Raw genomic sequence first — 14,273 nt, 5'->3', positions numbered from 1 at the left:
ACGCGCCCGGCACGTACTCGCGCTCACTGGGGCGACGTGCAGCCCGTCTCGCCCGTCGTGAGTGTCGCGCACGCCTTCGCGCTTCCGGGGTCCGGTACGGCGACCATCGGCGTGTACGTGTTGGCGGCGGCCTCCACCACACCGTTCTGGGCCTTGCCGCCCGCGGTGATCCGCACCTCGTCACCCGTGATGGCCTGGGTGATCCGGGCCCAGGCCGCACCGCACGTCCGGCTGTGGCGTACCTCGATCAGGGCCGTGCCCACCGTGGCGCTGGCGACGGTTTCGGCGAACTCTCCGCCGCAGCCCATCGTCTCCGGGTCCTGTCCTGAGCAGTCGTCACCACCGCACTTCACACCGGGCGGCAATGCGGGGCCGCTGGTGGACGGCGAGGGCGACGGGGTCTTCGCGACGGTCTTCCCGCCGCCGTCGTCACCGCCGATATCGGTCAGCAGCACCGCGGCCGTCACCACCAGCAGCGCGCCGACGACGCCCGCCACGAAGATCGTCACCTTGCGGCGCCGGCGCGCGCCTCCCCGGCCAGGGCCCGGCGACGGCGACCGGGGCGGGGTCGCGGGGCCGCCCCGCGGCGGTACGGCGCGCCCGCCGGGTCCGCCCATGTCCCTGCCCTGGCCCCGGCCGCGGCCGAAGTCGAGGGTGGCGCCACCACCGGCCCGCCCCGCGGAGCCGGCGCCGGAGCCGGCACCCGGGCCACCGAAGCCGCCACCTGGACCGCCGGATATACCGGGACCGCCGGGAGCGCCGGTGCCCATGGAGCCAACAGGTCCACCGGACCGTCCGGATCCGGATCCGGATCCGTCGGACCGCCGGGAACGGCCTGTGCCGCCGGGCCTGTCCGAGGCGCCAGGCCTGTCCGAGGCGCCAGGCCTGTCGGAGACGCCGCGTCCGCCCGGGAGGCCGGATCCGTCCGAGGCGCCGGGTCCCCCGGGCCCTCCGACAACCGGGTTCTGGCCGGTCTCCGCCAGCGCCGCCCGCGCCTGGGAGATCCGTATCGCTTCCATGGTCATGTCATGGCGCATCTCGGAGCGGCTCCACGCGCGCTCCGCCAGCTCCCACATCGTGATGAGATGCGTCGGATTCGTGCCGGTGACATCGGCCAGCGCCACGATCGCGCCCTTGGGCGCGAGCAGCCGCCCGTTGAGATAGCGCTCCCAGGACGTCTTGCTGTAGCCCGTCCTGTCAGCCACCGCGGCGATGCTCAGACCGCTGCGGTTCACCAGCCTGCGGACCTGGCTGGTGAACTCCTTGACTTCCGGATCGAGTTCGTCCGGAAGCGCCTTCCAACGAGGCATGTGCCTTCCCCTTGTCCCCCCGCGACGTGCCCAATGTGCTCCGCGCTCTCCCGCACTCTGCCGTCCCCGCCCCCTGGCCGCGGACTACCCACAGGGATGCGCGGTGGCAGGGCGGCAGTTCCTGAATCGGCGGCGCACGGAGGCATCGGGGGCAGTATCGCGCGCTCTCGCGCGCCCCCGTACCGGACCCCGCGTCAAGTCTCGCATCCGTTGCTTGTTGATCACACCATGGCGGAATGGTCACCTCCATGCATCAGGCGATAGGCAACCCTTGAACCCGTTTGGCGGGTCCATGACGCTGATATCTGTGTCGCAGAACACCGCGGACCGACGCCGCGAACCGGCACCTCGGGTTGACGGCGCCCGTCCTTCTTCGGGGGAGAGGACGGACGCCGTTCTCCTTGCTCACACGTCTCGCGTGTCTCACGCGTCCCACGCGTCGCCCGCACCGGTTTCCCGCTCACCGACTCGCGGACGGCCCGAAGCCGAAGCACTCCTCGCTCCCGCGCCGGTCGCCGCCGCCCGGCGTCAGACAGACCTGCGCGTCGGCCGGATCGCTCGCCCCGGCCATGGGAGTGGAGACATAGCGCCCGACATCCCGCTGGATCGCGACCAGTTGTGCGGCCTTTCCGCCGGGTACGGTCAGTCCGACGCGGTCCCCCAGGCGCAGCCGGCTCGCCCTTACCCAGACGGCACGGCAGTACTCCCCGTACCGCAGTTCCAGCCGCTGACCGCCCGTGGCCGTAAAGGTGTCGACGGTCGTGACCATCCCCTGGCCGCCACAGTCCATGAGGGTCGGGTTCTTGCCGTCACAGGCCGATTCCGTACAGCCCGGCACCAGGGGCGAGGCCTGGATCCATGTCGCGTCGGCGGCGTTCCGCCGTCGCCCGTCGCCGTCGGCGTCGCCGTCCCGTAGCAGCCCCGCTCCGGCGAGGACCGCCGTGAGGGCGACTGCCACGACGGCCACCGCCGTCGCCACCAGGGCGAGCGTCAGAACCCTGCCGCGCTTATGGGACGCTCCGCCCGACGGTGTCCGTACCGCGCCCGCCCGGTCCGCCGTACCCGCCCTGTCCGCCGCCCCCGCCGACGTATCCGCCGTGCCCGCACCGCCCGCCGTATCCGCGACGGCCGTCACGCTCGCACCGCCCCCCGTGCCCGCGCCGCGTGTCGCGCCCGCCGTCTCCGCCCGGCCGCTCCACGCCACATCGGCCAGTTCCCAGAGCACCAGCAGCCGCCCGGACGGCTCGTCCGCGAGCGCGCAGAGCGCCTCCACCGCCTGTCTCGGCAGCGGTTGCGTCCCGTTGAGATACCGCTGCCAGGACGACTTGCTGTACGGCGTGCGCTCGGCGAGCGCCGCCAGACTCAGCCCCGTACGCTCCCGCAGCGCGCTCAGCTCGGCCGCCAGCCGCTCCCCCTCCGCGGCTCTCGACACCGCGTCGGCTCCGCTCATCGCCGTAACTCTCCCCAGGTGTCCGGCCCGACGATGCCGTCCTCGACGAGTTGGCGAGCTGCCTGAAATGTCTTCACGGCCGCCTTGGTGCCCGGCCCGTACAGTCCGTCGACCTCCCCCGGGTCGAAGCCGTGGCGGCGGAGCAGGCACTGCGCCTCGACGACATCGCGCCCATTGCCGTTGATGTCGATCAGCGCTTCGGTGGTCACGCTGTGCCCGGCGTAGGCCAGACCGTCCTTGCGGCCGGTGGCGCAGTCGTATGTACGGCCTGGGCCGTAGGTCTGTACGGCCGGGGTCTCCGCCTCCTCGGCCGGGGCCACCAGCAGACCTCCGGAGAAGGCCGCGACCGCGGAGACGGCCGCCCCGGCGAGCGCGTACCGCAGGGGGACGAGCCGCCGGGAGGGCGTGGGGCGGGCGTCGGGAGGATCTCCGGCGCCAGCGCCGCCACCAGCGCCGGTGCCGGCATCGGTGACGGCATCGGTGCTGGCATCGGCATCGGCGCCACCCGAGGCGCCGGAGTCGCCCTTCGCCGCAGGAACCCGCTCCATGGCCACTTCATGCAGAACGAGCAGCCGTGTCGGATCCGCGCCGCACACCCGCGCCAGCTCCTCCACCGCCCCGCGCGGCACCGGCTGCTTGCCGTTGAGATACCGCTCCCAGGAGGAACGGCTGTAACTGGTCTTCGCCGCCAGGGCCGCCAGACCGAGGTCGGAGCGGTCCTTCAACCGCCGTAGCTGTACGAGAAGTCGCTGTTCCCTTTCGGGCAGGTCCGAAGGAAGCTCTTTCCAACGCGGCATGTCCACCTCATGCGCTATCGGGTCGCTTCGACACTCCAGCCCGTTTCTCCCCGGGACGGCGACCTCTGAACACAGGGTTCCGAGGCCTGGCGGCCGTCCGCCACCTTCAGGACAGGCCACTCGGCGCCGCGACGCCCCCACCTCGTCCCACGCCGTCCCATGGCGACCGACGTCCCCGCAGGTCGACGTCGTACGCGTCCCACGACTGCCCACATCGACGGGCTTGTCTGGCGGCGGGCCGATATGACGCGGAACAGTCTGTGGTGCACACCGGGCGGCGCGGTCCACCCCGCGCCGCCCCAACAACGGGGGAGCCATCACATGAACGTTCGCGCTTCGCGCTCGTCACCGCCACCGCGGCTCTCGGTGGCCGACGCCCCGGCCAAGGCGGCGGCCTCGTGCTCGTACACGACGTCGATCGGCTACTACCGCGGTCCGAAGACCTGGAAGGAACTGCGGTGGAGGTGAGCCGCACCTGATACGGCGGTGGCCCGTACTCCTCGGGGGTGAGTACGGGCCACCGTTATGGGCAGGGCAGGACCTACGGCGTTATGGGCAGGGCAGGACCTACGGCACGGTCGAGTGGACGATGTCCTCCAGGAACGGGATCTCCAGCCATGGCTTGGGCTGCGTCATGAGGGAGAGCATCACGATCACGACGCCCAGCAGGCCGTACGTGACCATGTCGGTGAAGCGCGAGCGCACGGCGAGCATGCCGACGGAGGGCATCACACGACGCAGCACGGCACCGCCGACGAGGGCGAGGCCGATCAGGATCGTGCCGATCCGGAACGCCTCCGCGAACGGGTGCAGACCGACGATCAGCAGCCCGAGTCCGGTCGTCCCGAGCACGGCGAGCAGGGGCCACTGCCGGGCGGGCGCGGACGCGTCCCCCGGGGCCGCCCGGCCACCGCCCTCGGGCCGCGCGGTGTCGAGGGTGACCGCCGAGAACCGCTGGCTCGTCTCCTCGGGAGCGACGGCATCAGCCTGCCCGGCCTCCTCAGCCTGCTCAGCCTGCTCGACCTGCTCAGCACTCTCCGCGACCTCGTCGACCTTCTCGGCGCCCTCGGTCTTCACCGCGCCGGCCGTCCCGACCGTCCCGGCCCGCTCGGCCTCACCGTCGGCCGCCGCGTCCGGCTCATCCACGGGGGCCGCGGGGGCCACAGCGGTCGTGGGGGCCACCAGGGCGGTGTCCGGAACGTCCAGTACGGCGGCGGCCCACGCCGTGTCCCCGCCGTCCGCCACCGGTACGGTCTCGGCGGACATGCGCGTCGCGGCGGAATTCCGCTTCCCGGTGGACTCCCGCCTCGCGACGGACGGCCGCTTCGCGTCCGCCGGCCGTGCCGCCGCGACCGGGGCAGCCGGCTCGGACACCTCCGGCTCGGACACCTCCGGTACCGGCAGGGCAGCGGCGGCAGCCGCCGCGCGCTCCGGCGCCTCGCGCGCGTCGCGCCCCGGTCGGGCCGCGTCGCCCGTGCTCGTACCAGCACCCATGGATGCCCCTTTCCGCGTCACCGTACGGTTCAGCCCGCGTCGGCTTCGGCGACGGCGCGTTCCGCCGCCTCGACCACGTTGACCAGCAACTGGGCGCGGGTCATCGGGCCCACACCGCCCGGGTTGGGCGAGATCCAGCCCGCGACCTCCGCGACGCCCGGATGGACATCTCCGACGATCTTCCCGTTCTCGTCCCGGCTCACGCCGACATCGAGGACCGCCGCGCCCGGCTTCACGTCCTCCGGCTTGACGATATGCGGCACACCCGCCGCCGACACGATGATGTCCGCCTGCCTGAGCTGAGCCGACAGATCGCGGGTGCCCGTGTGGCACTGCGTCACGGTCGCGTTCTCGGACTTACGGGTCAGCAACAGCGGGATCGACCGGCCGACCGTGATACCGCGGCCCACGATCACCACATGCGCGCCCGCGATCCCCACCCCGTGGTGGCGCAGAAGCTGGATGATGCCGTACGGGGTGCAGGGCAGCGGCCCCGTCTCGTTCAGCACCAGCCGCCCCAGGCTCATCGGATGCAGCCCGTCCGCGTCCTTGGCCGGGTCCATCAGCTCCAGTACGCGGTTGGTGTCGATGCCCTTGGGCAGCGGCAGTTGCACGAGGTATCCCGTGCATTCGGGGTCGGCGTTCAGCTCGGCGACCACCGCCTCGATCTCCTCCTGGGTGGCCGTGTCGGGCAGCTCACGCTGGATCGAGGCGATCCCGACCTGGGCGCAGTCGCGGTGCTTGCCGTTCACATACCAGCGGCTGCCGGGGTCGTCCCCGACCAGCAGGGTCCCCAGGCCGGGCGTGACGCCCTTCGCCTTCAGGGCCGCCACGCGGCCGGTCAGGTCGGACTTGATCGCGGCTGCGGTGGCCTTGCCGTCGAGAATCTGGGCGGTCATGCCCCCATCCTCGCGGATGACCCCTCTCCGGTTCCAATTCGCGGCCCGCCGGTGTCCTCCGTCACACATGTGCCGGGCCCGCCCGGTCGCCGGACAGCAGGTTGCACTTGCACAACGCACCTGTAATGCCGCTGGACAAAATACGACGTTGATACCACGATTACCGCGCAATACGCGGCCAGCGTCGGGGGGCAGACCGCTCAGTCTTGAGAAGTTCCTCCTGTCCGGGTCGTCACGTCCCCAGCTTCACCAACGGAGGAACCCCGCCATGAGCTTCGGCGACCCCAACAACCCGTACGGCCAGCAGGGCCAGCAGCCCGGCCAGCAGCCGGGCTACGGCCAGCAGCCCGGCCAGCAGGGTTACGGCTACCCGCAGGGTCAGCAGCCCGGTTACGGCTATCCGCAGGCCCCGCCGGTCCAGCCGTACGGCGGCTACCCGGGCGGTCCCGGCGGCCAGCTGGAGATGCCGGGCGGAGTCAAGGCGGCCCGCGTGATGCTGTGGGTCATCTCCGCCTTCCAGATCCTCGCCGGAATCCTCCTGCTGGCCTCGATGGACAGCATCGACGAGGCGATCGACAACAGCGGCGCCAGCAGCGCCGACGCCCAGACCTTCGCCGACCTCGGCAAGGGCATCCTGGCGTTCATGGCGATCCTGATGCTGATCTTCGCCGCGCTCTCGATCCTGCTGGCGCTGAAGATGAAGAGCGGTGGCAACGCCACCCGTGTCTGCGCGATCGTCTACGGCGCGTTCGCCACGCTGGGCGGTGTGTTCTCGCTGCCGCTGGGCATCGTCACCATGGCGCTGGGCATCCTGATCATCGTATTCGTCGCGAAGTCGGACGGCGCGGCCTGGTTCCAGCGCCCCCGCTACTGACGCCCCGCCAGTGCGTCACTTACACGCACATGACGTAGTCCGAAGGCCGTAATACCCCCTGGCCCCGTGGGTATTACGGCCTTCCGGCGTCTCTGCCGCGACATGAACGCGCCGCGCGTAAGACGTCGCGCGTCAGACTTCGCGCGTCAGACGCCTCACGTCACACGCCTCACGTCAGACGTCAGTGGAAGAAGTGGCGCGTCCCCGTGAAGTACATCGTCGCACCGGCCTTCCGTGCCGCCTCGACGACCTGCTCGTCACGGACGGACCCGCCGGGCTGCACGACCGCCTTGACGCCCGCGGCCAGCAGGATCTCCAGTCCGTCGGGGAACGGGAAGAACGCGTCGGACGCCGCGTACGCCCCCCGCGCGCGCTCCTCGCCCGCGCGCTCCACCGCGAGCTTCGCGGAGTCGACGCGATTGACCTGGCCCATACCGACGCCCACCGACGCGCCGCCCCTGGCGAGCAGGATCGCGTTGGACTTGACCGCGCGGCACGCGCGCCAGGCGAAGGCCAGCTCCGCCAGCTCCGCCCCGGACAGCGCCTCGCCGGTCGCGAGGGTCCAGTTCGCCGGGTCGTCGCCCCCGGCCTGGAGCCGGTCGGTGACCTGGAGCAGCGCACCGCCGTCGACCGGCTTGACCTCGACGGTCGCGGCCGGGGGCTCGGGACAGCGCAGCACCCGGATGTTCTTCTTACGGGCGAGCACCTCGACCGCGCCGTCCTCGTAGTCCGGGGCGACGATCACCTCGGTGAAGATCTCGGCGACCTGCTCGGCCATCGCGACGGAGACCGGCCGGTTGACGGCGATCACCCCGCCGAACGCGGACAGCGGGTCGCACTCGTGCGCCTTGCGGTGTGCCTCGGCCACATCGGCGCCGACCGCGATCCCGCACGGATTGGCGTGCTTGATGATCGCGACACAGGGCTCGGCGTGGTCGTACGCGGCCCGGCGCGCGGCGTCCGTGTCCGTGTAGTTGTTGTACGACATCTCCTTGCCGTGCACCTGCTCGGCCTCGGCCAGACCGCCCTCGCCGCTGGTGTAGAGCGCGGCCGGCTGGTGCGGGTTCTCGCCGTAGCGGAGCACGTTCTTACGGGTGTACGTGGCGCCCAGGAAGTCCGGGAACCCCGAGTCGTCGGCGGCGGCGTAGTCGTCCGCGAACCAGGAGGCCACGGCCACGTCGTACGCGGCGGTGTGCTGGAACGCCTCCGCCGCCAGCCGCTTGCGGGTCGGCAGGTCGAATCCGCCGCTCCGTACGGCCCCGAGGACGTCCGCGTACCGCTCGGGGCTGGTGACGACCGCGACCGACGGATGGTTCTTGGCGGCGGCGCGGACCATCGAGGGCCCGCCGATGTCGATCTGCTCGACGCACTCGTCGGCGTCCGCGCCGGACGCGACCGTCTCACGGAACGGATAGAGGTTCACAACGACCAGATCGAACGGCTCGATGTCCAGCTCGGCGAGCTGCTCGCGGTGCGAGTCGAGCCGGAGGTCGGCGAGGATCCCGGCGTGGACGCGCGGGTGCAGCGTCTTGACGCGGCCGTCCAGGCACTCGGGGAAGCCGGTCAGCTCCTCGACCTTGGTGACCGGTACCCCGGCCGCGGCGATCTTCGAGGCGGTGGAGCCCGTCGAGACCAGGGTGACGCCCGCCTCGTGCAGCCCGCGGGCCAGCTCCTCCAGGCCCGTCTTGTCGTAGACGCTGACCAGCGCCCTACGGATGGGGCGGTTCGTACCTTCGGCGGTCACTGGATCGTTACCTTTCGTCCCTCAATGCGGTAGCCGTGCCGGGCCAGACGCCCCACGACCTCGACGAGCAGGCGTCGCTCGACTTCCTTGATGCGCTCATGGAGAGCGTCTTCCCCGTCCTCGTCCCGCACCTCGACCACGCCCTGCGCGATGATCGGGCCGGTGTCGACGCCGTCGTCGACGAAGTGGACGGTGCAGCCGGTGACCTTCGCGCCGTACGCGAGCGCGTCACGTACGCCGTGGGCGCCGGGAAAACTGGGCAGCAGGGCGGGATGCGTGTTGACGAACCGCCCGCCGAAGCGCGCGAGGAACTCCTTCCCCACGATCTTCATGAAGCCGGCCGACACCACCAGATCCGGTTCGTACGCCGCGGTCGCCCCGGTCAGCGCCGCGTCCCACTCGTCCCGTGTGCCGTAGTCCTTGACCCTGCGGACGAAGACCGGCAGTCCGGCGCGCTCGGCGCGCTCCAGACCCCCGATGGAGCCACGGTCCGCGCCGACCGCGACGATCCGTGCCCCGAAGCCCTCCGGGTCGTCGCCGATGGCGTCGAGCAGGGCCTGGAGATTCGTGCCGGAACCGGAGACGAGGACCACCACACGGGCCGGACCGGCCGTGGCGGGCGGGAAGGCCACGGAGGGTGCGGGGGCGGGCGTGGAGGCGGCGGGCGGAGAGGCGGGGGGCGGGGGGGCCACGGCGGGCGCCTTTCTGGGAGCGAGCACAGCCTCGCGGGTCGTGCGGCGTCATGGGTCGGCTGTGTGGCCGGCGATGTGACGTGGTCGCAGGGCTTTGTGTGGTCCTACGAACGAATCACATTCCCCCATACGGGGAACTCTACGAAGGAGCCGACCGTCAGCAACGATACCGGCACACCGAGCGGCCCCCACGGGACGGGGGCGTGGCCGAGAGGTAGCGTCTGGGGACAGGGTTTCCGTCTCCGGGACGGGCCATACGAGACAAGACCCCCGCGCGCTGGGTCTGAGGGGAAGACGTTCACCAGATGCAGGACCGACGCCGCCGCACGGCACTCCACCTCCCGCCGCCCGCTGGGCCGGTGCTGCTGCCGCGGGAACGCCAGTCCTCCTCCGGGCCGTCGGGGACCACGGGATCCTCCGGCTCCCCGGATTCCCCGGACTCCGGCCCCGCTCCGGGCCCGGGTGCCGGTGGGTCCTCGGGGTCCGGTGGGTCCTCGGGGCCCGCCGACGACAATCCTTTCGCGCCGCCGCCCGAGGGCAGGCCCGACCAGCCATGGCGGCCCCGCCACCCCGAGGGCGCCGGCCCGTCCGGCGACGGGTCCGGATCCGGCCCCGACCGGGGCGGCTGGGGCAGCCAGTGGAGCAGCCGCCAGCCGGGCCGCTCCACGGGCGGCTTCGGCAGCCGCCCGGGGGGTCAGAACGGGCAGCAGGGCCAGGGCTCCGACCAGGACGGTCCCGAGGGAGGCCGTGGCGGCGGGCTGCGCTGGGATCCGACGGACCCGATCCAGCGCCGCGCCCGCTACGCACTGCTCGGCGGGATGTGGGCCTTCTTCTTCGCGCTCTTCGACTTCCCGGAGATCGCCCTGCTGCTCGGCTCCCTGGCGCTGTACTGGGGCATCAGCTCCCTGCGCAACAAGCCGGCGAACGGCTCGTCCTCCGGCCAGGACGGCGCCGCGTCCGGCGGCTCGCCGTCAGGCGTGTCCTCTTTCCCCGCTCCGACCGCGCCGGCCACTTCGACCACCGGGCAGCACGCCCCGGCCCAGGGCCCTGCCCGAGGTCCGGGCCACGGCCCGGCCGGTCCGGTGGCGGTGTCGAGCCGGCAGCAGACGACGGCGGCGGTGAGCGGTCTGGTGACGGCCGCCATCGCGCTGGCGATCGTGGCCGCGACCTTCACCGTGCAGGTGGTCTACCGCGACTACTACACCTGCCTCAACGACTCCCTGACGAAGACGGGCCAGCTCTCCTGCAACGACGAGCTGCCGTCTTCGCTGGTCCCGGTCTTCGGCGTCAAGGAGTGAACCCGGGCCCGAGACCGGGGGCCGGACCGGAATCCGGGACGGATCCGTCGGGACCGGGACCGCTCTTCCCGCGTCCGCCCTTCCGAAAGCCGGTCCTCCTGAAGCCGGCCTTCCTGGAGTCGCTCCTCTTGAAGTCGCTCTTCTTGGCGTAAGGCGGCCCGGGTGGCTTGGCGTAGGGCGGCCCCGGCGGCGTTCCCGTGGGCGGGAAGTCGGCCGTCGGACCGCCCGAGGCCGCCTTGATCGCCGCCCACCGTGTCTTCCGCGCACCGCGCTCGTGCCAGGCCTCGTCGACCAGGAAGTCGTACGGCTCGAATCCCGGCACTCCCACCTCCGCCCTGGGCGCGACCGGGACCGCACGGGCGCCCCGGACCCGGGCGTCGGAGCGGGGGCGGGCACGAGTCCGGGCACGAGTCCGGGCACGGGCGCCGGAGCGGCCCTGGGCATCCGCGCGCGCGTCCGGGTCCCGGGCCGGGACACCCGGGCCGCCGACCGCCTCCGACGGCGGCTCCGGCACCGGCGTCTCCGGCACCGCCCTGCCGCTGAGCAGCCACATCAGCCGCCGCCAAGGCGCCGGCCACCACGCCGCGGCCCGACCTCCCGGCTCCGCGGCCTTGGCGTCGGCGTCGGCCCTACCGATCGCATCGGCCGCCCCCGCACCGGCCCCGGCTCCCGCCGCCGGTTCCGGCGGTGGCGGTACGTCGCCGCCCCGCCGCTCCCGCAGTCGCCAGGCCCGCAGCACCAGCGCCGTCGGTACGCCGAGCCCCACCGTCCACATCAGCGCGGCCGCGCCTGTCAGCCACCACACCGGCCCGAGGACCGCCAGTCTGCCGTTGCCCATCGGCCCGCCCGACATCGCCGCCAGGAACGCCGTCAGCACCGCGCACACCACCGCGCCCAGCGCCGCCGTCAGCGCGGTCGCACCCACACCCCAGGCCTCCTCCTTCTCCGCGTACGGCGGGGCGGCCGCCCGTACGGTGAACCAGGCCAGCGTGCCTCCCGCGAGCACCGGCACCGCCGCCGCGGCCCAGGTCAGTGCCGACCCCGGCCCCTCGGGCACCGCCGCGAGCAGCGGGAAGGACGGCAGCGAGTAGTCGCCCGTGACCCCGAAGGGGGTGGCCGTCGCGCCCGTACCGAGCGCGAAGCCCGGTCCCAGGCCGTACGCGGCGCCCCACATGGCCGCGTTCGGCACGAGCACCACCCCCAGCAGCAGCACGGCGAACCGTCCCGACCAGTCGGAGGCGAGCCGTACGAACGACAGATGCGCCGATCCGCCGTGCCACGCCAGCGAGATCCCGACCAGCAGCGCGCCGCCGCCCAGCAGCAACAGCACCGACGCGACGCCCGCCCGCAGCGCGACGGCGGCCCCGCGCCGGACCGCGGGCGCCCCAACGGCACGGACGAGCGCTCTCCGGGGAGCACCGGGCAGCCAGGACGGCAGGAGACCACGCGGGCGTCCGCCACTCGCCGTCCACGCCCCGGCCGTCGCGGACAGGGCCGCCACCACGGGCAGCGTGAGCACGGCACGCAGCGGGTGCGCGCTGAGCGGAGCACCCGTCGCACAGAGCACCGACACCGCGCCGACCAGCAGATATCCACAGGTCAGGGTGAACACGACGGCCGACGCGGAGAGACGGGGCGGCCCCTCGTCCGGTTCCAGGGCGTCCCTGGCCGTCCGGTACACCAGCCAGACCGGCAGGGCCATCAGGAGCAGCGGGATCACCCCCAGGGGGGCGGGATTTCCCGAAAGGGTGTCGGCGCGCACCAGCTCGATGCCATGGGTCAGCAGCCACAGCGCGGCGGCGACACGCAGAGCTTTACCGGCCCCGGTGTCGGGGTAGGGCGAAATGATCCACATCGCCAGCACCAGCACCGCGAAGAGGCCGAGGCCGAGGCACGCGGCGATGGCCCCGCGGAGGAACGAGACGGTCAGCGCCGCCGCCCTGCCGCGTTCCACCGCCGAGGCCGAGGACAACGGCGCGCTGCGATCGGTCAATTGGGTCACGTCGCCATGCTGCCCACGACACGCGCTTGATCCACGTAACAGGCGAATGTTCGCCGTGTCGCCCAATATAAGTTTATGTGCTTTTTTGGCCAGAATCGTGCTGCGGGGAGTCCCTCATGACGCAGAACACCACGCAGAGCACCGCGGACGGCTCCCCCGCCGTCCCGCCGCTGCCGCCTCCCGAGGAGCGGCGCAGGCTGCGGGAGGCGAGGTCGATGACCGAGAAGCAGGTCGCCTCGGCCGTGGGGGTCTCACGGGCGACGGTCCGGTCCTGGGAGGCCGGCCGCACGACTCCGCGCGGGCGCAAGGCGGAGAGTTACGCGAAGCTGCTGGCCGCCCTCGACGCGGAGCTGCGGGAGAAGGCCGCGCGGACCGAGCGGGAGGCGCGCAGGGCGGCCATGGAGCGTTCCGCCGCACGGCAGCAGGGCACATCATCCGCGCCGCGGAGCCGCAGCAGGGCCGGGCGGACGCCGGCACCCCCGAAAGCGGCGTGGCCGGCCGTTCAGCCGTCCCCGGCCGTTCAGCCGTCACGCGATCGGGCGACCCCCAGGCCGCCGGCCGGGTCCCCGATGCCCATGGCGCCCCGGGCACCCCTGGCCCCGTCGTGGGCGCGTACCGGAACGGAACCCCGGGCACGTGCCCGGACGGGTACCACCACCGGCACCGGAACCCAGAGCACGACGCCCGGCACGGGAACCGCGAGCGCGAGTGGAATGGGAAGCGGAGGCGAAACCGGGAAGGGAAGCGGAACCGCCGCCGACGCCGGCACGAGCAGCGACGGCACCCGCACCGGCACCGACGCCAGCACCAGCACCAGCACCGACGTCAGCACCAGCAGCGGCCTCGAAAGCAGACCGCTCACCCCTGAGCAGGCCTTCGACGCGCTGTACACCTTCGCCGCGCCCTCCCTCGTACGCCAGGCCTATCTGCTCACCGGGCGGCACTCCCTCTCCCAGGAGTCCGTCGAGCGCGCCTTCCGGCTCGCCTGGCAGCGCTGGCCCGAGGTCGCCGTCGACCGGGACCCGGTGGGCTGGATCCGCGCCGCGGCGCACGAGTACGCGCTGTCGCCCTGGCACCGGATGCGCCGCTCCCCCAAGCGCCCCGACGCCATGCCCGGCGAGCAGGACACACCCGCCCGGAAGCTGCTCCGCGAGGCGCTGCTGTCCCTCCCGCCGTCGTACCGCCGCACGCTGCTGCTCTACGACGGTCTCGGCCTCGATCTGCCCGACACCGCGGCCGAGACCGAGGCGAGCACCCCGGCCGCCGCGAGCCGGCTGACGCACGCCCGTGAGGCGGTCGCCGCGAAGGATCCCGAGCTGACCGACACCGAGCTGCTGCACGCGCGTCTCGGCGTCCTCACCGAGGCCGTGCCCCCGCCGAAGCTCACCGCGCCCCGCACCGTACGGACCGGATGCGAGCGCAGGTCCAAGCTCTGGACGCGGGTCGCCATCGCGTTCACCGCGCTGATCGTGGGGGCGACGAGTTTCACCCTGGCCACCGCTCCGACGCGGTACGAAGCGCCACAGGCGCCGGGCGAACAGATCGGCGACGTGCCGGTGCCCAGCGGCCCGCAGCGGCTGAGCAAGGAGGACCGCAAGCTGCGCGACAAGCTGCACTCCGAGCTGACGAACGGGCCGCCCCGGCTCGTACCGGAACCGTTCTGACACGACGGCACCACGCGCGTGGGCCCGCACCCCTGACTCGGGGTGCGGG

At 72.8% G+C, this 14,273-nt stretch carries 12 protein-coding genes; 4 read left to right on the top strand and 8 right to left on the bottom strand.

Features of this window, described 5'->3' with window-relative positions; genetic code table 11:
* Positions 1-23 precede the first annotated feature (23 nt).
* The 3 genes from ACWGDX_RS34925 to ACWGDX_RS34915 all read right to left on the bottom strand — a co-directional run bounded on the left by ACWGDX_RS34925 (position 24) and on the right by ACWGDX_RS34915 (position 3,557).
* On the bottom strand, positions 24-1,310 hold the full coding sequence (locus tag ACWGDX_RS34925; RefSeq protein WP_453632200.1) for a DUF2690 domain-containing protein: 1,287 nt from the start codon (positions 1,308-1,310) through the stop codon (positions 24-26).
* Positions 1,311-1,770: 460 nt separating this feature from the next.
* A complete protein-coding gene (locus ACWGDX_RS34920) occupies positions 1,771-2,760 on the bottom strand; it encodes a helix-turn-helix domain-containing protein (RefSeq protein ID WP_453632199.1) in 990 nt (329 codons plus the stop codon).
* Entirely contained in the window at positions 2,757-3,557 is an 801-nt protein-coding gene (locus tag ACWGDX_RS34915; RefSeq protein ID WP_453632197.1) for a peptidoglycan-binding protein, read from the bottom strand. Before ACWGDX_RS34915 ends, ACWGDX_RS34920 begins: the two co-directional genes overlap by 4 nt.
* Positions 3,558-3,878: 321 nt before the next feature.
* Here ACWGDX_RS34915 and ACWGDX_RS34910 point away from each other — a divergent pair, with 321 nt between their 5' ends.
* Positions 3,879-4,025, top strand: a complete 147-nt coding sequence (locus ACWGDX_RS34910) for a hypothetical protein (protein WP_453632195.1) — start codon at positions 3,879-3,881, stop codon at positions 4,023-4,025.
* A 99-nt stretch (positions 4,026-4,124) separates the two neighbouring features.
* Here ACWGDX_RS34910 and ACWGDX_RS34905 read toward each other — a convergent pair whose 3' ends face one another.
* Both ACWGDX_RS34905 and ACWGDX_RS34900 read right to left on the bottom strand, forming a co-directional pair.
* The gene (locus ACWGDX_RS34905) at positions 4,125-5,051 is read right to left on the bottom strand and encodes a DUF3017 domain-containing protein (RefSeq protein WP_453632193.1); all 927 of its coding nucleotides are present in this window, start codon (positions 5,049-5,051) and stop codon (positions 4,125-4,127) included.
* 29 nt (positions 5,052-5,080) lie between these two features.
* Complete coding sequence (locus ACWGDX_RS34900) at positions 5,081-5,950, bottom strand: bifunctional methylenetetrahydrofolate dehydrogenase/methenyltetrahydrofolate cyclohydrolase (RefSeq protein ID WP_453632191.1); 870 nt, start codon at positions 5,948-5,950, stop codon at positions 5,081-5,083.
* 268 nt (positions 5,951-6,218) lie between these two features.
* Between ACWGDX_RS34900 and ACWGDX_RS34895 the strand changes: the two genes are divergently transcribed.
* Entirely contained in the window at positions 6,219-6,824 is a 606-nt protein-coding gene (locus ACWGDX_RS34895) for a hypothetical protein (protein ID WP_453632190.1), read from the top strand.
* 181 nt (positions 6,825-7,005) lie between these two features.
* On the opposite strand, the gene purH is transcribed toward ACWGDX_RS34895, so the two are convergent.
* Entirely contained in the window at positions 7,006-8,568 is a 1,563-nt protein-coding gene (gene purH / locus ACWGDX_RS34890; RefSeq protein WP_453632188.1) for a bifunctional phosphoribosylaminoimidazolecarboxamide formyltransferase/IMP cyclohydrolase, read from the bottom strand.
* The gene (gene purN / locus ACWGDX_RS34885) at positions 8,565-9,200 is read right to left on the bottom strand and encodes a phosphoribosylglycinamide formyltransferase (RefSeq protein WP_453632233.1); all 636 of its coding nucleotides are present in this window, start codon (positions 9,198-9,200) and stop codon (positions 8,565-8,567) included. The genes purH and purN overlap by 4 nt, the downstream gene beginning before the upstream one ends.
* A gap of 365 nt (positions 9,201-9,565) precedes the next feature.
* Here purN and ACWGDX_RS34880 point away from each other — a divergent pair, with 365 nt between their 5' ends.
* Positions 9,566-10,558, top strand: coding sequence for a hypothetical protein (locus ACWGDX_RS34880; RefSeq protein ID WP_453632186.1), 993 nt, complete (start codon positions 9,566-9,568; stop codon positions 10,556-10,558).
* On the opposite strand, the gene ACWGDX_RS34875 is transcribed toward ACWGDX_RS34880, so the two are convergent.
* Positions 10,548-12,560 carry a cell division protein PerM gene (locus tag ACWGDX_RS34875; protein ID WP_453632185.1) on the bottom strand — a complete coding sequence of 671 codons (2,013 nt, stop codon included), beginning with the start codon at positions 12,558-12,560 and terminating at the stop codon, positions 10,548-10,550. The two genes, ACWGDX_RS34880 and ACWGDX_RS34875, sit on opposite strands and share 11 nt — an antisense overlap.
* Before the next feature lie 116 nt (positions 12,561-12,676).
* Between ACWGDX_RS34875 and ACWGDX_RS34870 the strand changes: the two genes are divergently transcribed.
* Positions 12,677-14,224 (top strand): sigma factor-like helix-turn-helix DNA-binding protein, encoded by a 1,548-nt coding sequence (locus ACWGDX_RS34870; RefSeq protein WP_453632183.1) that lies wholly within the window; start codon positions 12,677-12,679, stop codon positions 14,222-14,224.
* The last annotated feature ends 49 nt before the right edge of the window (positions 14,225-14,273 follow it).

The organism is Streptomyces sp. NPDC055025, from assembly GCF_053608565.1.
This window is presented reverse-complemented; position numbering and strand designations above follow the sequence as displayed.